At 71.9% G+C, this 18,423-nt stretch carries 19 protein-coding genes; 10 read left to right on the top strand and 9 right to left on the bottom strand.

The genetic code is table 11. The features are described from left to right. The first annotated feature begins 67 nt into the window (after positions 1-67). Positions 68-1,126, top strand: coding sequence for an MBL fold metallo-hydrolase (locus P3X83_RS27940; protein ID WP_277308215.1), 1,059 nt, complete (start codon positions 68-70; stop codon positions 1,124-1,126). A 152-nt stretch (positions 1,127-1,278) separates the two neighbouring features. Continuing rightward, entirely contained in the window at positions 1,279-1,821 is a 543-nt protein-coding gene (locus P3X83_RS27935) for an NAD(P)H-dependent oxidoreductase (RefSeq protein WP_277308214.1), read from the top strand. A gap of 6 nt (positions 1,822-1,827) precedes the next feature. Here P3X83_RS27935 and P3X83_RS27930 read toward each other — a convergent pair whose 3' ends face one another. Beyond that, positions 1,828-2,886, bottom strand: a complete 1,059-nt coding sequence (locus P3X83_RS27930) for a dihydrodipicolinate reductase (protein ID WP_277308213.1) — start codon at positions 2,884-2,886, stop codon at positions 1,828-1,830. A 220-nt stretch (positions 2,887-3,106) separates the two neighbouring features. On the opposite strand from P3X83_RS27930, the gene P3X83_RS27925 reads away from it, so the two are divergent. Then, a complete protein-coding gene (locus P3X83_RS27925) occupies positions 3,107-4,006 on the top strand; it encodes an SDR family oxidoreductase (RefSeq protein WP_277308212.1) in 900 nt (299 codons plus the stop codon). 161 nt (positions 4,007-4,167) lie between these two features. Continuing rightward, entirely contained in the window at positions 4,168-4,941 is a 774-nt protein-coding gene (locus tag P3X83_RS27920; protein WP_277308211.1) for an ROK family protein, read from the top strand. Here the strand turns inward: P3X83_RS27920 and P3X83_RS27915 are convergent. Next, a complete protein-coding gene (locus P3X83_RS27915) occupies positions 4,906-5,388 on the bottom strand; it encodes a TIGR00725 family protein (protein WP_277308210.1) in 483 nt (160 codons plus the stop codon). The genes P3X83_RS27920 and P3X83_RS27915 overlap by 36 nt on opposite strands. 390 nt (positions 5,389-5,778) lie before the next feature. Here P3X83_RS27915 and P3X83_RS27910 point away from each other — a divergent pair, with 390 nt between their 5' ends. Next, positions 5,779-6,072: a hypothetical protein gene (locus tag P3X83_RS27910; protein ID WP_277308209.1), complete on the top strand. Its 294-nt coding sequence runs from the start codon at positions 5,779-5,781 to the stop codon at positions 6,070-6,072. A gap of 278 nt (positions 6,073-6,350) precedes the next feature. Continuing rightward, the gene (locus P3X83_RS27905) at positions 6,351-6,692 is read left to right on the top strand and encodes a VOC family protein (RefSeq protein WP_277308208.1); all 342 of its coding nucleotides are present in this window, start codon (positions 6,351-6,353) and stop codon (positions 6,690-6,692) included. 21 nt (positions 6,693-6,713) lie between these two features. Here P3X83_RS27905 and P3X83_RS27900 read toward each other — a convergent pair whose 3' ends face one another. Continuing rightward, positions 6,714-7,808: a sigma-70 family RNA polymerase sigma factor gene (locus P3X83_RS27900; protein ID WP_277308207.1), complete on the bottom strand. Its 1,095-nt coding sequence runs from the start codon at positions 7,806-7,808 to the stop codon at positions 6,714-6,716. A gap of 129 nt (positions 7,809-7,937) precedes the next feature. Between P3X83_RS27900 and P3X83_RS27895 the strand changes: the two genes are divergently transcribed. The 3 genes from P3X83_RS27895 (at position 7,938) to P3X83_RS27885 (ending at position 10,511) form a co-directional block, all read left to right on the top strand. Further along, entirely contained in the window at positions 7,938-8,627 is a 690-nt protein-coding gene (locus P3X83_RS27895; protein WP_277308206.1) for a DUF4429 domain-containing protein, read from the top strand. Between the two features lie 196 nt (positions 8,628-8,823). Next, complete coding sequence (locus P3X83_RS27890; protein ID WP_277308205.1) at positions 8,824-9,984, top strand: S1 family peptidase; 1,161 nt, start codon at positions 8,824-8,826, stop codon at positions 9,982-9,984. A 137-nt stretch (positions 9,985-10,121) separates the two neighbouring features. Continuing rightward, on the top strand, positions 10,122-10,511 hold the full coding sequence (locus P3X83_RS27885) for a hypothetical protein (protein ID WP_277308204.1): 390 nt from the start codon (positions 10,122-10,124) through the stop codon (positions 10,509-10,511). Here the strand turns inward: P3X83_RS27885 and P3X83_RS27880 are convergent. Both P3X83_RS27880 and P3X83_RS27875 read right to left on the bottom strand, forming a co-directional pair. Next, positions 10,501-11,589 (bottom strand): Zn-dependent alcohol dehydrogenase, encoded by a 1,089-nt coding sequence (locus P3X83_RS27880; protein ID WP_277308203.1) that lies wholly within the window; start codon positions 11,587-11,589, stop codon positions 10,501-10,503. The two genes, P3X83_RS27885 and P3X83_RS27880, sit on opposite strands and share 11 nt — an antisense overlap. 51 nt (positions 11,590-11,640) lie before the next feature. Then, positions 11,641-11,832 carry a ferredoxin gene (locus tag P3X83_RS27875; protein WP_277308303.1) on the bottom strand — a complete coding sequence of 64 codons (192 nt, stop codon included), beginning with the start codon at positions 11,830-11,832 and terminating at the stop codon, positions 11,641-11,643. Between the two features lie 109 nt (positions 11,833-11,941). Here P3X83_RS27875 and P3X83_RS27870 point away from each other — a divergent pair, with 109 nt between their 5' ends. Further along, complete coding sequence (locus tag P3X83_RS27870; protein WP_277308202.1) at positions 11,942-12,595, top strand: class I SAM-dependent methyltransferase; 654 nt, start codon at positions 11,942-11,944, stop codon at positions 12,593-12,595. On the opposite strand, the gene P3X83_RS27865 is transcribed toward P3X83_RS27870, so the two are convergent. The 4 genes from P3X83_RS27865 to P3X83_RS27850 all read right to left on the bottom strand — a co-directional run bounded on the left by P3X83_RS27865 (position 12,582) and on the right by P3X83_RS27850 (position 18,147). Further along, positions 12,582-14,963 (bottom strand): acyltransferase domain-containing protein, encoded by a 2,382-nt coding sequence (locus tag P3X83_RS27865; RefSeq protein WP_277308201.1) that lies wholly within the window; start codon positions 14,961-14,963, stop codon positions 12,582-12,584. The genes P3X83_RS27870 and P3X83_RS27865 overlap by 14 nt on opposite strands. Positions 14,964-15,122: 159 nt before the next feature. Further along, the gene (locus P3X83_RS27860) at positions 15,123-16,178 is read right to left on the bottom strand and encodes a prenyltransferase (protein WP_277308200.1); all 1,056 of its coding nucleotides are present in this window, start codon (positions 16,176-16,178) and stop codon (positions 15,123-15,125) included. Then, the gene (locus P3X83_RS27855) at positions 16,175-16,888 is read right to left on the bottom strand and encodes a class I SAM-dependent methyltransferase (protein WP_277308199.1); all 714 of its coding nucleotides are present in this window, start codon (positions 16,886-16,888) and stop codon (positions 16,175-16,177) included. The genes P3X83_RS27860 and P3X83_RS27855 overlap by 4 nt, the downstream gene beginning before the upstream one ends. Then, positions 16,888-18,147 carry a glycosyltransferase family 4 protein gene (locus P3X83_RS27850; protein ID WP_277308198.1) on the bottom strand — a complete coding sequence of 420 codons (1,260 nt, stop codon included), beginning with the start codon at positions 18,145-18,147 and terminating at the stop codon, positions 16,888-16,890. The genes P3X83_RS27855 and P3X83_RS27850 overlap by 1 nt, the downstream gene beginning before the upstream one ends. Positions 18,148-18,423 lie beyond the last annotated feature (276 nt).

Below are 18,423 nucleotides of genomic sequence, written 5' to 3'. Positions count from 1 at the left end.
CCCCGGTAAAACAACATTTCGGTCAAGGGAGAGAATCGTAACGGTCCACGCGGCGAAGGAGTTCGGGATGCGGATTGTGACACCGGCGAACGAGGCGCAACGGGAGGCGTGGCGCGCGGGCGTCCTGCCCGATGTCGAGCAGGTACGGCCGGGCCTGTGGTCGATCCCGGTGCCGATCCCGATCAACCCGCTCCGCTACGTCCTCGTCTACGCGCTCGAACTTCCGGACGGCGTGGCCATCGTGGACGCCGGGTGGAACACCGACGAGGCGTACGCGGGCCTAACCGACGGCCTGGCCAAGGCCGGGTACGGCATCGGCGACGTGCGGGCCGTCCTGGTCACTCACATCCACCCCGACCACTACGGGCTGGCCGGGCGGGTGCGTGAGGAGTCCGGCGCCTGGATCGGGCTGCACCCGGCCGACGCGCGGCTGCTGCGCGAGCGCTACGACGACGGCGAGATCGGCGCGCTGGTCGAGCGGGAGCGCGCGCTGCTGGTCCGCTGCGGCGTGCCGCCCATGGACGCCGACGAACTCGCCGGGGCCTCCACGAGGATCCGGTCGTTCGTCTCGATGGCGCAGCCGGATCGGCTGATCGAGGACGGCGAGCCGCTCGGGCTCCCCGGCTGGGGCCTGCGCGCCCACTGGACGCCCGGCCACTCGCCGGGCCATCTCTGCTTCGTGGACGAGGGCCGGCGGGTGTTGTTCTCCGGCGACCACGTGCTCGCCAAGATCACCCCGATCGTGGCCGTGCACCCGCAGTCGGGCCCGAACCCGCTCGCCGACTACCTGGACTCGCTGGGCCGCGCCCGCGCCTGGGACGTGGACGAGGTGCTGCCCGCGCACGAGTACCGATTCCTGGGGCTCGCGGACCGGGTGGACGACGTGATCGCCCACCACGAGGAGCGGCTGCGCGAGATCGAGACGGTGCTGGCCGGGGCGGACGGCCTGAGCTGCTGGGCGGCGGCGGGCATGCTGACCTGGTCGCGGCCCTGGGAGACCATCCCCGCCTTCATGCGCAGGGCGGCGAACAACGAGACGCTGGCCCACCTGGTCTGGCTGGCGGCGAAGGGGCTGGCGCGGCGTGTGGAGGGCGAGCCCGACCTCTGGTACCCGGCATCCATGTAAATCCAGTAGGAAATGTTGACTTAGCTGTCCGGCGTGCGTAGGTTTTCCGTTATGAACCGGACCGGCACGCCGTCCCAGACCGAGTACGAGGGCGATCGCCACTGGTACGACCTTCCCGACGACGAAGTCGAACTCGACGCGGAGGTGTTCTCATGACGATCACCGCTCTGGTGGGCAATCCCCGAGCCGGATCGCGCACCCACGGGGTCGCGCTGACGGCCGCTGAGGCCGTGGCCGCCGGCCTGGGCCACGCGGCCGCGCCCGAGGTGATCGACCTCTCCGCGCTCGGCCCCGTGCTGCTCTCGCCCGAGCCGTCGGCCGGGCTGGAGATCGCCCTGGAACTGGCCGCCGCCACGGACGTGCTGGTGGTGGCGAGCCCGACGTACAAGGCCACGTACACCGGCCTGCTCAAGGCGTTCCTCGACCGGCTGCCGGGCGGCGCGCTGCGCGGCACGGCGGCGCTGCCGCTGCTGGTGATGGGGGATCCCCGGCACGCGCTGGCGGTCGAGGTGCACCTGCGCCCGGTGCTGGTGGAGCTGGGAGCCTTCGTGCCGACCCCCGGGCTGGCCGTGCTGGAGTCGCAGCTCCCCGACCTGGAGCAGGTGGTCGGCGCCTGGGCCGACCGCGTCGTCCCGCAGGTGGCGACGGTGACGCGCGGGGTGGTGGCCACTAGCGGCCACCTAGCGGCCACATAGCGGCCACTAGGCCAGCCGCACCGCGCCACGGCCGGTGGCCAGCGGGAGGTCGAGGATCGTGCGGATGCCCGGACCGGCCGCGCACACCGCGGGCACCGAGTTGACCGCGTGGGCCGCCGCGCCCGCCAGGCCGTGCGAGACCTCCTCGATGCTGATCATCATCTGCGGCACACCCTCGATGTGGATGGTGAACCCGGGCTCCGGCCAGCGCGGGGCCTGCGCGGCGTCGGCCTTGTAGACGCACTCCACGGTCATGAACGGCAGGCCGCGCACCAGCCCGGAGAACACCCAGCGCGAGGCGCACACCGTGCCCCGCGCGACGACCCCGGCGGCGATCTCGAACTCCTCGGTGGCGAGTTCGAACTCGTCGCTCTCCTCGACCTCGTCCAGGACCACGCCCAGGGCGTCGGCGACGAGCTGCACGCTCTCGGCGAAGAGGGACCGCTGGAAGGCCCGGAACGGCCGGACCGCGGCGGCGTACTCGACGGCGGGCCGGGTGAAGCCGATCAGGTCGACCACGACCTGCCGGGACGGGTGCCCGGCGAAGTCGGAGGTCTCGCGCACGTAGATGTGATCGACCCGGCTGGACAGCCCGGTCATGGTGAGCGGCAGCAGGTCGCTCATGAAGCCCGGGTTGATGCCGGTGCCGTGCAGCGTGGAGCCGCCCGTCCGGCAGGCGGTCTCCAGGCGGTCGAGCACGCCCGAGCCGTACGCCTTGGGGTAGACGAACCCGGTGGTGGTGATCACGTTCTTGCCCGAGGCCAGCAGCGCGGACAGCGAGCCGACGTCGTCGGCCTGGTCGCCGCCGAAGAACGAGGACGGCAACGGCATGTGCAGCACGCAGTCGGCGTCGAGCGAGAGGATCTCGTCGACGTCGTCGGTGCACTTCACCCCGGCGGGCGGCAGGCCGACCAGTTCGGCGGCGTCTCTGCCCACTTTTTCCGGGTCATATACCAAAACGCCCGCGAGTTCGAGGTCGGGGCGTTTGATCAGGTCGCGTAATGAGAACCGTCCAACTGCGCCCGTGGCCCACTGGACCACTCGGAGGGGCGGCTGTACGGGCATGCAAAGCCTCCAGCCCGGTTTCAGATGGCGGGCGGCGGGTCAGGAAGACGACATCGGCCCACGCCCGTGCAGGAGTGGAAACTCTAGCAGAAATTTAACCGACCAATCACTATCCGCGACGTTCTAGGCGTCTGCCCCTTCCTGAACTGTGCATTCATGTGCTTAGGCGCGAGCGTGCGGCGAGTTATCGTGTGGATTCACGAGAACGAAGGGCGGGCCGATGCCGGAGCTGCGTTTCGAGGGAAAAGTCGCGATTGTTACTGGTGCGGGGCATGGTCTCGGCCGTTCACACGCGTTGCTGCTCGCCGCCAGGGGGGCCAGCGTGGTGGTCAACGACCTCGGCGGCACGCTGGAGGGCGCGGGCGCGTCCCCCGCGCCGGCCGAGGAGGTGGTCAAGCTGATCGCCGACAACGGCGGGCGCGCGGTCGCCAGCACCGACGACGTGACCACCCCCGAGGGCGCGCGGGCGATCGTCACCACGGCCCTCGACGCCTTCGGCGCGGCCGACATCCTGGTCAACAACGCCGGGATCCTGCGCGACCGGTCGTTCGGGAAGATGTCGGTGGAGGAGTTCGACGCGGTGCTTGCCGTCCACGTGCGGGGGGCCTTCCTGGTGACGCGGGCCGTCTTCGGGCACATGAAGGAGCGCGGCTACGGGCGGATCGTCAACACCAGCTCGCCGTCCGGGCTGTTCGGCAACTTCGGGCAGGCCAACTACGCGACCGCCAAGATGGGCCTGGTCGGCCTGACCAAGACCCTCGCCATCGAGGGCACGCGGGCCGGGATCAAGGCCAACGCGATCGCCCCGCTGGCCTGGACCCGCATGACCGACGCGCTGCTGCCCGCCGAATTGGAGGCGCGGCTGACGCCCGGACGGGTCAGCGCCCTGGTCGCGTTCCTCTGCCACGAGGAGTGCCCGGTCACCGGTGAGGTGTTCAGCGTCGGCGGCGGCCGGGTGGCAAGGGTCTTCGTCGCCGAGGGGCCGGGGTGGCGCAAGGAGGACCACACCGTCGAGGACATCAGGGACAACTGGCAGGCCATCACCGCAGAGCAGCCCTACCTGACCCCGACCGCGCTCGGCGAGCAGTCGGGCGCGTCGCTGCAGGCGATGCTGGACTGACCCGCCTCCCGGAGGGCCTTCCGGGTGCCCGTGTGCCCACCTTTGTTCGGTGATCGGCGTAAGTGGCGGTAGGTTGCGATTCTGTCTCGGAGGATTTAGGTATTGAATTTGCGATAAGTCGGCTCCTGCATTCACGGCATGACGTTCGGTCCCTGGGTGACGTGCTCAAGCTGATCGGCGCCGGTACCGCCACGACCCGCGCCGACCTCGCGAAGGTCACGGGACTGGCCCGCTCGACGATCTCCCGGCGGGTGGACGCGCAGGCGATCGGCATCGGCGTGCCCGGCCCCGTGGAGTTCGCCACCGGCCGCCCCACCAACCCGCCGATCATGCCCGGCTGGAACGAGTACCCCGTCCCCGAGTTCTTCGCCGGACGCTACGACGTCACCGTGCTCGTCGACAACGACGTCAACGTGATGGCCCTGGGCGAGCAGCGCGACGCCTACGCGGCCACCGGCTACCTGCTCTTCGTCAAGGTCGGTACCGGCATCGGCTGCGGCATCGTGGCCGGGGGACGGCTGCACAGGGGAGCCCAGGGCTCGGCCGGCGACATCGGCCACATCAGGGTCAGCGGCCACGAGGACGCGGGCTGCCGCTGCGGCAACAGCCAACCTGTTCCGGATCATCCGCGAGCTGACCGCCCAGGGCGTCGCCGTCGTCTACATCTCCCACCGGCTGGAGGAGATCCGCGAGATCGGCGACCGGGTGACCGTCATCAAGGACGGCCGGGCCGACGCCGTCGCGCAGATCGCCGCCCCGCAACCTGCTGGTCGCGTACGTCTCCCGGGGTGTGGCGGGCAAGGCCGTCGAGGTCACGGGCACGGTGGCCGTGCCGAAGGTGGTGGCTCTACTGGTCATCCGGCTGGGTCACCGCACGCCGGCCTTACGAGGTGGCCTCGTCACCTGGCCGGGGTCCAGAGCCCTGTCGCCGTTAGTGCCTCCTCGGGAGAGGGGGCGTGCCGGACGCCTTCGACTGGCCGTCCCGACCGATCGAGGAGCCGCCACCCCCCGAGCTGCACGACGGGTACGTTGCCGCGACGCATCGCCAGGGCCAGCTCCGAGAGGGTTCCCCAGGACCCGCCAACGACGATCACCGCGTCCCCCGAGTTGACGATGATGCTGTTGCGGGCTTCGCCGACTCCGGTGGGGATGACGATGGACAGGTCGGGATTGGCATCCTCTCGGTCGGCACGGGACAGGATGCCCACCACCGTTCCCCCGGCACCACGGGCCCCGGCCGCGACAGCGGCCATGACCCCGGTGTAACCGCCGCAGATCACCACCGCCTCTCGCTCCGCCAGCAGCCGCCCGACCTCGCGAGCGTTGGACTCGTCTTCGGGAGTGCAGTCTCGCGGCCCGCACACGGACACCTGAATCGCCACGAGCCGATCCTGCCAGCCAGGAGGGTTCCAGCCGGGTATCTCCGGCGCGACAGGAATTTCATCCCGGGCCCGAATCGCCAGGTCCAGGTGATCGAGCCGGTGGTGCGAGCGTCGGGCGAAGCCCGACACCAGGAAGGACAGTCCGAGCGGAGCGAGGTCCATTTGGTGCACATCTCGGGCGGCGGGCGGGCGTTGGTGGGGCCGCCACTGGGCGGTGGTGTGGTCGGATTTGGATTGAATTGATTACTTAGAGTGGGCGGTTGAGCTGCGGCGATGTGGAGGATCCGTTCCGGGCGGGGTGGAGACCCTGCCGGAATGGCCCGGGGGAGGGTGTCCGGGTGGCAGGCTAGGAAGTCCGGCGATCACAAGACGATCACGAGGAGAGCAGTGATGACCCACCCGCGCGGCGCGGAGCCTGCGGTTCGGAAAACCCCTCTCAGTGTGGAGGAGAAGGCCAGAAGCGAGGCGAGTTTCACTCCTCTCGTCGCCGAGCACCTGCTCACCAGTGGGCGGTTCAGGGTGTCCGCCGATACTCCGGAGATGGTGGAGCTGTTCCAGAACGTCGCGCGCAGGGTGGGGGCCATGCTCCGGCAGCCGGTGGTCAGCTACTCCAACGGCAGGTACATCGTGATCACCTTCGGGGAGGAGCCCCAAGGGGAGTCGCGCGACTCACTGGTGTCGTAGAGCCGGACGTCGGCGGATGGGCCTGCCCGCTGACCGGCTGAGCGGCGGGGATCCGCCGTAACGCGTCATCGGCTCGGCCGTGGCGAAGGCAGAGCCGGGCGCGCTCTTCTCAAGGCGAAGGGCTTCAGCCGGCAGGGCCGGGAGTTCATTCTGCGGCTCGTGGACAAGATCACGGTGTGGGCCCGGGTGATCGTGCCGAAAGCCGATGTGCGATGAGGTGTGCGATGAGATATGCGATGTGATACTCGATCACCAGAACGAATCCGTAGGATCGTGTCATGTCTCTGAGCCTGTTCGCCGGTATTCCAGTGGCCGACTATCCGGCGGCCCTGAAGTGGTACGAACAACTGCTGGGATCCCCGCCCACCCATGTCGTGAACGACCACGAGGCGTTGTGGGAGTTCGCCGAGGACCGGTCGGTGTACGTCGTGGAGCTGCCCGAGCGGGCGGGCAACGCGATCGTCACCGCCTTCGTGGACGACCTCGACGCCCGGGTGGCGGGGATCAGCTCGCGCGGAATCGAGCCCACATTGCGCGAGACCTATGACAACGGTGTGCGCAAGATCATCTACCGTGACCCCGAGGGCAACGAGATCGGTTTCGGCGGTCCTCCCGCGTGACCCCGCCGGGTACGCGGCAGATCACGCGGGTGGAACGGCTTCGAGCGACTTGGGCAGGCCGAACAGGTCGAAGTGTGCGAGGCCGACGAAGGACGTGACTTCGGCGATCAGGTCGTCGCGGAGTGTCAGGACGTTGATCGACCAGGGAAGGTGGGCGCCGGCCGTGTCGTCCCACATGTAGGCGGCCACGGCGGGCTGGCCGTTGGCGGTGAGCGGCAGGTGGCGCCAGGCGCCGCAGTGGGTCATCGGGACCCGCACCACGAAGTCGGTGACGGCCTCGCGTCCCCGGTACCAGTGCCCGAGCGGGGGCATCGACCAGGTGACGTCTTCGGTCAGCAGCGCGAGCAGGGCGTCGGCGTCGCGGCGCTCCAGCGCGGCGGAGTAGTCGCCGACGATCTCCGCCAGGCGCGTGTCGCCGATCTTGCGGAGGGTGCGCTGCTGGCTGGGAGAGGTGATCTTCGTGCCCACGATCGCGCGGGCGCGCTGCAGTGCGCTGTTCACCGAGGCCGTCGAGGTGTCCATCATGGTGGCGATCTCGGCGGCGGAGAAGCCGAGGACCTCGAAGAGCAGCAGCGCCGCCCGCTGGTTGCCTGGCAGGTGCTGGAGCGTGGCGACGAAGGCCAGTTCGACGGCCTCGCGCTGCTCGTAGCGGGCGTCGGGGGAGGCGGGGCCGTCGCCCAGGCCGGTGCCGGGGTAGGGGGCCAGCCAGGCGATGTCGGTCAGCGGGACGTCGCCCACCACGGCGTGGTCGCTGGACGGGCCGAGGTCCATCGGCAGCGCGCGCCTGCCGCGCGCGGCCACGGTGTCCAGGCAAGTGCGGGTGGCCACGGTGTAGAGCCAGGACCGTAGCGAGCCGCGTCCCTCGAAACGGCCGAGTGCGCGCCAGGCGCGCAGCAGGGCGTCCTGGAGGGCGTCGTCGGCGTCGTGGGGCGAGCCGAGCATGCGGTAACAGTGCGCGTGCAGTTCGGCGCGCAAGGGGGCGACCAGCCGGGTGAACGCCGCGTCGTCACCCTCGCGCGCCCTGGCCAGATCCGAACTCGCATCCGAATCCGGCGCCGCCGCGGATGCGGACGCGGGCTCGTGCGAGTCGGTGAATCTTTCCGGGTCTTCCCTCACGAACACGATTCTGCCGCACGCGCCGCGATGCTTCTCACGCCCGCTGCACCTGCCTCCACCAGGCGATCTTCGCCGGGCGCGATCGGCCGACCGCGCCCGTCCCCGCCGCTCCTTCCGTATCTTTGAATCATGTCGGATGTGCTGAGCGGGCGGAAGTCGGAGTGGATCTTCGAGCCGGATCGGCTGCGGATCCGGCCCGCCGCCTCGGCGCCCAAGGTCCTGCGGGCGCTCGGGGAGCGGGAGGTGCCGTACCGGGCCGTCGCTGAGATCTCCGTGGTGCCTGGCGGGCGCGGCACCGTGCTCCTCAGGCTCACGCCCCGGCCGGGCGCGTGCCCGATCACGACGGTCGCGGCGGGCCAGCTCAAGCCGCAGCACCTGCCGTACTCGCTGGTACTCCCCGCCGAACGGCGGACGCTCGCGGAGTACTACGCCGAAGAGATGACCACCGGCCTGTCCGAGACGGGGCCCGCCGATTCGTTCCTGATCCCGGGCCCCGACGTGCCGCGCGGGTTCAAGGCGTGGGACGGCGCCGCGTCCTTCGACGGCGAGAACGTCACCTTCAAGTGGTTCTGGAGCGGGGCCACCACCCGCAAGTTCAACACCGGCGACCAGCGATACCGGATCACGGACATCGAGGGCGTCGAGTGGTTCGCCCCGACGGCCGGCAGCGGCTCACTGCGGCTGCGCGTGCGCGGGCAGGAGCGCGAGCCCGACGCGGCCAAGGATCCCGCCTCGGTCATATTCGGCCTCGGCTACGGCGCCACGCACATGTCGCTGCCGTTCGCGGCGGCCGTGCTGTCCCGCGTCACGCGCGCATAGCGGCCGGCGGACGGCCCCGGATTCACGCTGGTGCCGGCCTCGCCCAGCGGGTCGGCCATGACGATGACAAAGCAGGTGTCAATGTCAGTGGAAATCCGAGTCCGTCTCATAGCGCCGGGGGGATGACGAGATTGGTAGACCCTTTGGTCCGTGCCATCGCCGTACCGTTACGGCACGGCCACAGGAGGAGAACGTCATGCACCGAACCCCCCTGACCGTCGCGAGCCTGGCGCTCACGGCCGTCGCTCTCACCCTCACCGCCACGCCCGCGCAGGCCAGGCCGTCCAGTGGGCCGGAGTCGGGGATGGTCGCGGCCATGGCCCGCGATCTCGGGCTCAGTCCGGCCGGGGCGTCGGCGCGACTGGCCGCCGAGGAACGCGCGCAGGCGATCGAGCCCGGTTTACGCGCCGGACTGGGGGAGCGGTTCGGCGGGTCCTGGGTGACCGGTACGGGCGCGCTCGTGGTGGCTACGACGCGCGCCGACGACGTCGCCGCCGTCACCGCGCGCGGCGCGCGGGCGCAGGTGGTCGGCCGGTCGCTGGCCGCGCTCGACGCCGTCAAGGCGGGCCTGGACCGCACGGCGGTGCGCGGCTCGGTGTGGAGCTGGTTCGTGGACGTGGTGTCCAACCAGGTGGTGATCCAGTCGGGCGACGTAGCGGACGGCGAGGCGTTCGTGCGGGCGAGCGGGGTGGACCGCGCCGCCGTACGGGTGGAGCGCGCCGCCGAGCGGCCCAGCCCGCACGGCGACATCCGCGGCGGCGACCCCATCCGGATCGGCGCCAACAGCCGCTGCGTGGTCGGCTTCTCCGTACGGAAGGGCGCCAAGCAGGGCTTCGTCTCCGCCGGGCACTGCGGCCGTCCCGGCGACCTGGTCTATCCTCCGCTGGGCGGGACGGCCATCGGGGTCGTCGAGGGATCGTCGTTCCCCAGCCGCGACTACCTGTGGGCCTCGCTCTACCCCGGCTGGAACGCGACCGGTTACGTCAACAGCGGCGGCCTCGGGCTGCGTCCCATCCGCGGCGCGAACGAGGCGGCCGTCGGCTCGTCCGTCTGCAGCGTCAGCCCGGTGACCGGCTGGCGGTGCGGCACCATCCAGCAGCGCAACGCCACCGTCACCTACCCCGGGGGCACGGTGTTCGGCCTGACCCGTACCAACGTGTGCAGTGAGCCGGGTGGCTCCGGCGCGCCCTTCGTGTCCGGTGACCAGGCTCAGGGTGTGGCCTCCGGCGGCTCCGGCAACTGCTCCTCCGGCGGCACCACCTACTTCCAGCCGATCCGCCCGGCCCTCACCGCCTACCGGCTCACCCTGGTGACCGCCGTGCTGCCCACGCTGCCGCCCTCCCCGGCTTCCCCCTGATCCCTCCGACCCCGTCCTTCCTGACGCGCGCACGGTTCGCCGACATCAGCGCCGGGCCGGCGCGGGCGAAGTCTCAACGGGCGGTGTGGTTGTCTGGAACCCGGCCGCGCCCGGGACGGCCGGAACCGGAGGTCGTGATGCCCTTCGCCGAAACGCCGCTGACCGATCCCATGCGGCGTGCGATCCGGCACGCCTGGGGACGGCCACTCGACGATGAGCCGGTGCGGCTCTACGGCGGCGAGGAGTCCGCCGCGTACCGGGTGGAGGTGGCGTCCGCCGCGCTGGAGTGGACCGACGAGAACGGCGAGGGCCCGGCCCAGCGCCGCCGCTTCATCGCCGACTACCACGAGGCGGGCGGCACCGCGGGCGACATGGACGAGGAGACGGTCGTCCAGTTGATCAGGCACCGGCTGCGCCGCGAGGCCGCGTACTTCGACCATGCTCGGCGCCAGGGCGCCGAGCATGACGAGGACGACATCGAGTACCACCTCCGCCGGGTGAAGGCCTTCTTCGATCTCAGTCCATGACGACCATCTGGCGCAGGGCCTCACCTGCGCGCAGGGCGGCGACGGCGTCGTTGAGGTCGGCCAGCGTGATGCGGGCGCTGATCATGCTCTCCAGGTCGAGCCTGCCGGCCTTCCACAGGGCCGCGAAGAGGGGGAAGTCGCGGCGCACGTCGGCTTCGCCGTACAGGGAGCTGAGCAGGTTCTTGCCCTCGAACAGCAGGTTGAAGGCGGACATCGAGAACAGGTCGTCGGCCGCGCCCGCGCCGACCACGATGACGTCGCCGCCCCGGCGGGCGGCCTTCCACGCGGTCTTGATGGCGGCGGCCTTGCCGACCACCTCGAAGGAGTGGTCGACGCCCTGCCCGCCGGTCGCCTCGGCGAGGCCCGCGCCGAGGTCGTCGGGGGCGCAGGCGTGGGTGGCGCCGAGCTTGACGGCCAGTGCACGCTTGGACTCCAGCGGATCGACCGCCAGGATCGTGGTCGCGCCGGACAGCCGCGCGCCCTGCACGACGGACAGCCCGACCCCGCCGCAGCCGATCACCGCGACGCTCGCGCCGGGGCGCACCCGGGCGGTGTTGAGCACCGCCCCGACGCCGGTGGTGATCCCGCAGCCGATCAGCGCGGCCACCTCGTACGGCACGTCGGCATCGACCTTGATCGCGCCCTGCCACGGCACCACGATCTCCTCGGCCCAGGTGCCGCAGCCCGCCATGCCGAACGCCGGGTCGGACCCAGGCCCGTAGCGGAACCGCGCGGTGGTGAAGCCGCGCGACATGAACTCGGTGCACAGGTACGGCTGGGCGCGCAGGCACGACGCGCACCCCCCGCACGCGGGGGTCCAGTTGATGATCACATGGTCGCCGGGCGCGACGGCGGTCACCTGGTCGCCGACCTCGACCACCTCGCCCGCCCCCTCGTGCCCGGGGATCACCGGCAACGGCTGCGGCAGCACGCCCGTCAGCACCGACAGATCGGACTGGCACACGCCGGTGGCCTTGATCCGCACCCGGACGTCGGCGGGGCCGACCGGGGCGAGAGTGAAGTCGTCGCGGATGTCGAGGGCGTCGTCGCCGACCGCGTGCAGCAGGGCCGCTCGCATCAGGGGGTTCCTCCTAGGGGGTCGATCCGGTCGATCCGGCCGACCGGGGGGTCACTCGCTCAGGGAGAGGGCCGCCTTGGGGCACGACCTGACCGCGTGACGGACGCGGTCGGCCAGGTGCGCGGGCGGCTCGGGCAGCAGTACGCGCAGTTCGTCGTCGTCGTCCAGTTCGAAGACCTCGGGGGCGAGGCCGGTGCACACCCCGTTGGCCTCGCACACCATGGGATCGACCTCGACCTGCATGATGATCACCTCCATTGCGGCGCGCCGGGCGGGTGCCGCGGGCCCACCTACGATGATCCCAGCAGACCGCCCCGCCCGCGCGCCGTCCGCCCCCGGATATCCTGCGCGGATGACCGACGCCACGATGGTTCCCGAGATGCCGCCCGACCTGCGGTGGGCCGCCGAGCGCGCCAAGGGGTTCATGCCGGGGCGCGAGGGCACGGCGCTGTTCGAGACGGCCTGCGCCTACGGCCCGCTCGGCCCGATCTGCGAGATCGGCAGCTACTGCGGCAAGTCGGCCATCTATCTCGCGGCGGCGGCCAGGCACGCCGGTTCCGTCGTGATCACCGTGGACCACCACCGGGGCTCGGAGGAGATCCAGCCCGGCTGGGCCCACCACGATCCCGCCCTGATGGACCCGCGCTTCGGCAAGATGGACTCGCTGCCGTTCTTCCGCACGGCCATCGCGTCGGCCGGTCTTGAGGACGAGGTCATCGCCGTGGTCGGCCGCTCGGAGCGGGTGTCGGCGCTGTGGAACACCCCGCTGGCCATGCTGTTCATCGACGGTGGGCACGCCGACGCCCCGGCCACCGCCGACTACGAGGGCTGGTCGCCGCACGTGATGCCGGGCGGCGCGCTGGCCATCCACGACGTGTTCGAGCGCCCGGAGGACGGCGGCCAGGCCCCCTACCGGATCTTCCGCAGGGCCTTGGAGTCCGGCGAGTTCCGCGAGGTGCGCCAGGTCGGCTCGCTGCGCGTGCTGGAGCGGGTCAGCCGCCGATGAACACCCGGTCCCGCCAGATGTCCATCGGGCGGGACGGCCGGTCGCCGTACAGCGCGGAGAGGTCGGGCAGGCCGCCGCAGACCCACAGCGCGGCGGCGGTCCTGGCGGCGGCGACGCCGTCGGGGCCGTAGGTGTCGGCGCTGACCGAGGGCACCCCGGTCGCCGCGACCAGCGCGGCCAGGCCGTGCCCCGGACCGGCCTCGCAGAACAGGTCGGTGACCCCGGCGACCCGGCCGACGGCGTCCCAGAACCGCACCGGGGCGAGGATCTGCGCGCGCAGCAGCATGGCCAGGTCGTCCAGGCGGCCGACGGGGTGGCCGGTGACGGTGGAGATCAGCGTGCGCTCGGGGGAGGTGAACTCGATGTCGCGCAGGCACTCCTCGAACGGCTCGACGCAGGCGGCCACGTGCGGGGAGTGGAACGCCCGGCTCACCGGCAGCACGATGGCCTCCAGTCCCACGTCGGCGGCCCGTTTGGCGATCGCGGCCACCTCGTTCTCGCGGCCGGACAGCACGTGCACGGCGGGGCCGTTCTGCGCGGCGATCACCATGCCGGTCCCCGCCGCGAGCAGTTCGGCCTGTTCCCGGTCGGCGGTCACGCTCACCATGCCGGTGCCGGGGGAGCCCAGTTCGCTCATGATCTGGCCGCGCCGCCGGATCAGCCTGCGGGCCTCGCGCACGGACACGCAGCCCGCCCAGACCATCGCGGTCAGCTCGCCGATGCTGTGCCCGATCGCCGCGCCCGCGTTCAGGCCGAGCCGGTCCAGCTCGCCCAGCGCGACCAGCGAGGCGTCCATGATGGCGGGCTGGGCCACGGCGGTGTCGGCCACCCGTGCGCCGCACGAGGTGTCGGCGGGGGCCGTCCCCAGTTCCTCGGGACGCCGCACCGGCGCGCCCTGGCCGGGGAACAGCAGGGTGACGCGTCCCCGCACGGACATGCCCAGGTAGACGCCCGGCTGTTCGTGCAGGCGGCCCACCGCGAGGTCGGTGCGCTCGGCGGCGCGCTGGGCGCGCTCGGCCAGTTCTCCCGAGGTGCCCGCGGTGATCGCCACCCGCAGCGGGCCGTCCGGCGGCAGGGCGGCCAGCCCGCAGGCCAGGTCGTGCAGCTCGGCCTCCGACCAGTGCCCGGCCTGGGCGGCGATCCGGGACAGGATCGGGCGCACCGCCCGCATGTCGGCCCCGGAGACGGCGAACACCAGCGGCTCGGCAGCCGACGGCATCCGCCACGTCTTGGCGCGGGGCGTCTCGTGGGTGCGCACCGGGTGCGCGCGGCCGTTGCGCAGCGGCCGGTCCGAGGGCCGGTCGCGGATGACCACATGGGCGTGGACGCCCTCCCCGGCCATCGCGCTCACGCCCGCGTGCCGGGGGCCCGCGGGCCACGACTCGGGCGCGGCGAGCAGCCGTACCGGCGCGTCGTGGCCGGTCAGCAGGTCGTGGTGGCGGCCGGTGCAGGACGCCGGGGGCAGCACGCCGTTCGACACGCTCAGCGCGGCCTTGATCAGCCCGGCCACGCCGGAGGCGGCCCCGGTGTGCCCGGCGTTCGCCTTGACCGTCCCGATGGCCGGACGGCCCGCCGGGTACGGCCTGCCGTCGGCCAGCAGCTCGACCAGCGCGGTGAGGTCGGCCGCGTCGCCAGGCGACGCGCCGTGCCCCTCGAACAGCGCGACGTCGCCCGGCCGCACGTCCGCGTGCGCGTAGGCGCGGCGCAGCGCCAGGAGCTGCCCTTCGGGGATGGAACGTTCCATGATGCCCTCGCCGCCAGAGGAGGCCACTCCCCATCCGGCGATCTCGGCGTGCACGCGGATGCCCCGCGCGGCGGCCTCGTCGGCCCGCATCAGCGCGACCATCCCGCAGCCCTGGCCGGGCCAGTGGTCGTCCGGGCGTTCCAGGTCGAGGTCCACGCCACCGGCCAGGGCCAGATCGGCCGCGTCGTCGCGGAGCGCCCGGCAGGCGGTGATCACGGCGAGCAGCGAGGCGGCGCTTCCGGCGGGCAGGTCGTGGCCGCCGCCGTGGAACGCGAACCGCTCGCAGACCGCCCCGGCCACCCGGTCGGCGGGGCCGCCGAGCAGCCCGGCGAGCGGATCGCCGGTGACGCCCATGACGACCTTCACCCGGCCGCGGTCCACCCGGCCGGTGTCCAGGCCGCTGGCGTCGGCGATGGCCTGCCCGGCGACGCTCACCGCCAGGTGCGAGGCGGGATCGGCGCCTTCGGGGATCTCCAGGCCCTCCACCGGGGCCACCCGGTCGGCGGTGTCGGCCGGACCCTTGGCCACGAACGCGCGGCGTCTCCAGAGCACGTTCTGCCACAGCGTCTCGGGGTCGGGAGCGTCCGGAAACACTCCGGCCATACCGACGATCGCGACGCTCATGGCCGCCCCCGTTCCCCGTTGCCACACGTCCGGACGGCCCGCCCTTACCGCCTACCGACGCCTCTTACCTCCCGAAAGTACTGATCCTCCAGGATGTCCCTCAAGCGCGGCACTCCCCGTCCCGGCAAAGAAACGTCGCGGAAACCATGCCGCCCCGGCTCAGGTGGACGTGATGGCCCGGTCGCAGTCGCAGGGACCGGCCGGGGCGGGGACCGGCGAGGCGGTCTCGCGGAACAGCCCGGCAGCCGGGGTCGCCCCGGACAGCGCGTCGGCCGCCAAGATGACGGCGGCGGCCGTGTAGGACGACTGCTCGTGCGGGAACCACGCCTCGTTGGCGTACTGCCAGCCGGTCCAGTACGACCCGTCGTCGTGGCGCAGCCGCTGCATCTCGCCGAAGATGCGCAGCGCCCGCTCGCGGTCGCCGCAGGCGGAAAGGGCCAGGACCAGCTCGCACGACTCGGCGCCGGTGACCCACGGCTCGTCGGCCACGCAGCGCACGCCCATGCCGGGCACGACGAAGTCGTCCCAGCGCCGGGCCAGCAGGGCGAGCGCGGCGGGTCCGCGGACCGCGCCGCCGAGCACCGGGTAGTACCAGTCCATCGAGAAGCGGCTCTTGTCGGCGAACGCCTCGGGGTGGGCGGCGACGACGTGCGCCAGGCGGTCGGCCGCCAGTTCCCACTCGGGCTGGGGGTCGCCGAGGCGCTCGGCCAGCCGTACGCCGCAGCGCAGGCCCTGGTGGATCGAAGAGCAGCCGGTGAGCAGCGCGTATCCGGCGGCGGTGCCGTCCGCGGCGCGCTCCCAGGCGATCTCGCCCCGGGGGGTCTGCAGGTTCACGACGAAGTCCAGCGCCCGGCGCACCACGGGCCACATCTCGCGGGCGAACGCCTCGTCGCCGGTGACGAGCAGGCCGTGCCAGACGCCGACGGCGACGTAGGCGGCGTGGTTGGACTCGCCGCCGTGCTCGACGGCCGCGCCGTCGTGGATCCGCATCGGCCAGGAGCCGTCGGGCCGCTGCAGGCGGGCCAGCCATTCGTAGCCGCGCCTGGCCTGGCCGGTCAGCCCGGCCGAGGTCATCGCCATCAGGCACTCGACGTGGTTCCAGGCGTCCACGTGGCCGTCGGGCCAGGGCACGCCGCCGTCGGCGTCCTGCACTGCGGCGATGCTGCGGGCGGTCAGTACGACGTCGTCGTGGCTCAGCACGCCCGGGACGTTCACGCCGGCTTCCTCGCGTAGAGCACCACGCTCTTGCCGATCAGCGGATCGAGCACGGCCTCGGCGAGCCTGGTCACCAGCGGGCGTTCCATGATGTCCCACACCAGCAGCTCGTGGTAGGCCTTGGCCAGCGGGTGGTCGTCGTCGTTCACCCCCACCGCGCACTTCAGCCACCAGTACGGCGTGTGCAGCCCGTGCGCGTGGTGGTGCTCGCCGATCCGCAGCCCCGCCGACTTCAGCTTGGCCGACAGCTCGGCCAGCGTGTAGATCCGCACGTGCCCGCCGGGGGCGGTGTGGTAGTCCTCGGAGAGGGCCCAGCAGACGCGCTCGGGCAGGAAGCTCGGCACGGTCACCGCGAGGCGCCCGCCCGGCTTGAGCACCCGCACGATCTCGCGCATCGCGGCGGTGTCGTCGGGGATGTGCTCCAGCACCTCCGCCGCGATCACCACGTCGAACGTGGCGTCTTCGAACGGCATGTCCAGCGCGTCGCCCACCAGGGTGTCGCCGCTGGCGCCCTCGGGCACCTCACCCGCCTTGTCCATCGCGACGAACATCGCCGCGACGCTCTCCAGCTCGGCGGCGTCCTGGTCGAAGGCCACCACGTCGGCGCCCCTGCGCAGCACCTCGAAGGCGTGGCGTCCGCCGCCCGCGCCGAGGTCGAGTACCCGGTCGCCCCGGCCGACCGGCAGGCGCGCGAAGTCGACGGTCAGCACTAGCGGCTCCTTCGCAGGCGCTTGGACTGGACCTTGATGGCCTCGCGGTAGGTCTCGACGGTGCGCGCCGCGACCACCCGCCAGGTGTAGCGCTCCATGACCCGGTCGTACCCGGCCTGGCCGACCCGCTCGCGTTCTGCGGGGGAGTCGTGCAGGCGGCGCAGGACCGCGGCCAGTTCCTCCGGCTCGCCGGGCGTCACCATCACCGCGGCGTCGCCGACCACCTCGGGCAGCGCCCCGGTACGGCTGGCCACCAGCGGGGTGCCGCAGGCCATGTGCTCCACGGCGGGCAGCGAGAACCCCTCGTAGAGCGAGGGCACGACCGAGATCTCGGAGGTGGCGATCAGCTCGCCCAGCTCGTCGTCGGAGATGCCGTGCACGAACCGGACGCGGTCGCGCAGGCTCAGCTCCGCGACCAGCTTCTCGGTGGGGCCGCCAGGGGTGGGCTTGCTGACCACGGTGAGGTTGACGTCGCGTTCGGTGGCCAGCTTGGCGACCGCGCGCAGCAGGGTGGCCACGCCCTTCATCGGGGAGTCGGCACTGGCCACGGCGACGATCGAGCCGGGCCGTCTGGGCAGGTGGGGCCGGGGGTGGAAGTAGCGGGTGTCCACGCCGAGCGGGATCAGCCGCATGTTGGCCTGCGGCACGCCGAAGTCGCGGTGGATGTCGGCGAGGGAGGACTCGCTGACCGTGAGGATCGGGTTGAGGCGCGGCGCGACGTGGCTCTGCATCCGGACGAACCCGTACCAGCGCCGCATGCTCAGCTTCTTCTTGCCGACCGCCTCGGCCAGCTCGATCCGGCGGTCCACGCTGATCGGGTGGTGGATGGTGCCGACGACCGGGAACAGCTTCTGGATGCCGAGCATGCCGTAGCCGAGGGTCTGGTTGTCCTGCACGACGTCGAAGTCGCCGACCCGGGCCCTGAGCGCGCGCAGCGCGCGCAGGCTGAACGTCAGCGGTTCCGGGAAGCCGCCCGCCCACATGGTGCCGACCTCCAGCAGGTCGACCCAGTCGCGGTACTCGTGCGGCTTCGGCGTGCGGAACGGGTCCTCGTCCCGGTAGAGGTCCAGGCTGGGAACCTTGGAGAGGATCACGCCCGGGTCCAGTTCGGGGTACGGCTGGCCGGAGAAGACCTCCACGCGGTGGCCGAGCGCGGCCAGCTCGCGGCTGAGGTGGCGAAGGTACACCCCTTGGCCACCGCAGGTCGGCTTGCTGCGATAGGAGAGCAACGCGACCCGCAGCGCATCCGCACCTGCCACGGGACCTCCTTCCACGCCCTGTAGCGGCCCCCGGCAGGGGCGGGTACGCATGTACCGTGAAGATGACCTTAGTGGCGAACCTTACCATCCGGTATGTCAGGTGCCCCTGATGTGGAATTGTGCCTCAGATCACCATCTACTACTCGTGAACTGCGAAGTTGGTTAAACCGAGCGGCACTCGGTGTAACGCGTTCTAGGGGGCGGCGGCGGGAGAGGACCGGCCAGTCCCGGACGACCGGCGTGAGGGTACATTCGCGTCTCGACAGGACGTGTAGC

This window comes from Spongiactinospora sp. TRM90649, assembly GCF_029382225.1.
Lineage (GTDB): Bacteria > Actinomycetota > Actinomycetes > Streptosporangiales > Streptosporangiaceae > Spongiactinospora.
This window is presented reverse-complemented; position numbering and strand designations above follow the sequence as displayed.

Coding starts and splice junctions, on each gene's coding strand:
- P3X83_RS27940 (WP_277308215.1), top strand. CDS start 68: ATGCGGATTGTGACACCGGCGAACGAGGCGCAACGGGAGGCGTGGCGC.
- P3X83_RS27935 (WP_277308214.1), top strand. CDS start 1,279: ATGACGATCACCGCTCTGGTGGGCAATCCCCGAGCCGGATCGCGCACC.
- P3X83_RS27930 (WP_277308213.1), bottom strand. CDS start 2,886: ATGCCCGTACAGCCGCCCCTCCGAGTGGTCCAGTGGGCCACGGGCGCA.
- P3X83_RS27925 (WP_277308212.1), top strand. CDS start 3,107: ATGCCGGAGCTGCGTTTCGAGGGAAAAGTCGCGATTGTTACTGGTGCG.
- P3X83_RS27910 (WP_277308209.1), top strand. CDS start 5,779: ATGACCCACCCGCGCGGCGCGGAGCCTGCGGTTCGGAAAACCCCTCTC.
- P3X83_RS27905 (WP_277308208.1), top strand. CDS start 6,351: ATGTCTCTGAGCCTGTTCGCCGGTATTCCAGTGGCCGACTATCCGGCG.
- P3X83_RS27895 (WP_277308206.1), top strand. CDS start 7,938: ATGTCGGATGTGCTGAGCGGGCGGAAGTCGGAGTGGATCTTCGAGCCG.
- P3X83_RS27890 (WP_277308205.1), top strand. CDS start 8,824: ATGCACCGAACCCCCCTGACCGTCGCGAGCCTGGCGCTCACGGCCGTC.
- P3X83_RS27885 (WP_277308204.1), top strand. CDS start 10,122: ATGCCCTTCGCCGAAACGCCGCTGACCGATCCCATGCGGCGTGCGATC.
- P3X83_RS27880 (WP_277308203.1), bottom strand. CDS start 11,589: ATGCGAGCGGCCCTGCTGCACGCGGTCGGCGACGACGCCCTCGACATC.
- P3X83_RS27875 (WP_277308303.1), bottom strand. CDS start 11,832: ATGCAGGTCGAGGTCGATCCCATGGTGTGCGAGGCCAACGGGGTGTGC.
- P3X83_RS27870 (WP_277308202.1), top strand. CDS start 11,942: ATGACCGACGCCACGATGGTTCCCGAGATGCCGCCCGACCTGCGGTGG.
- P3X83_RS27865 (WP_277308201.1), bottom strand. CDS start 14,963: ATGAGCGTCGCGATCGTCGGTATGGCCGGAGTGTTTCCGGACGCTCCC.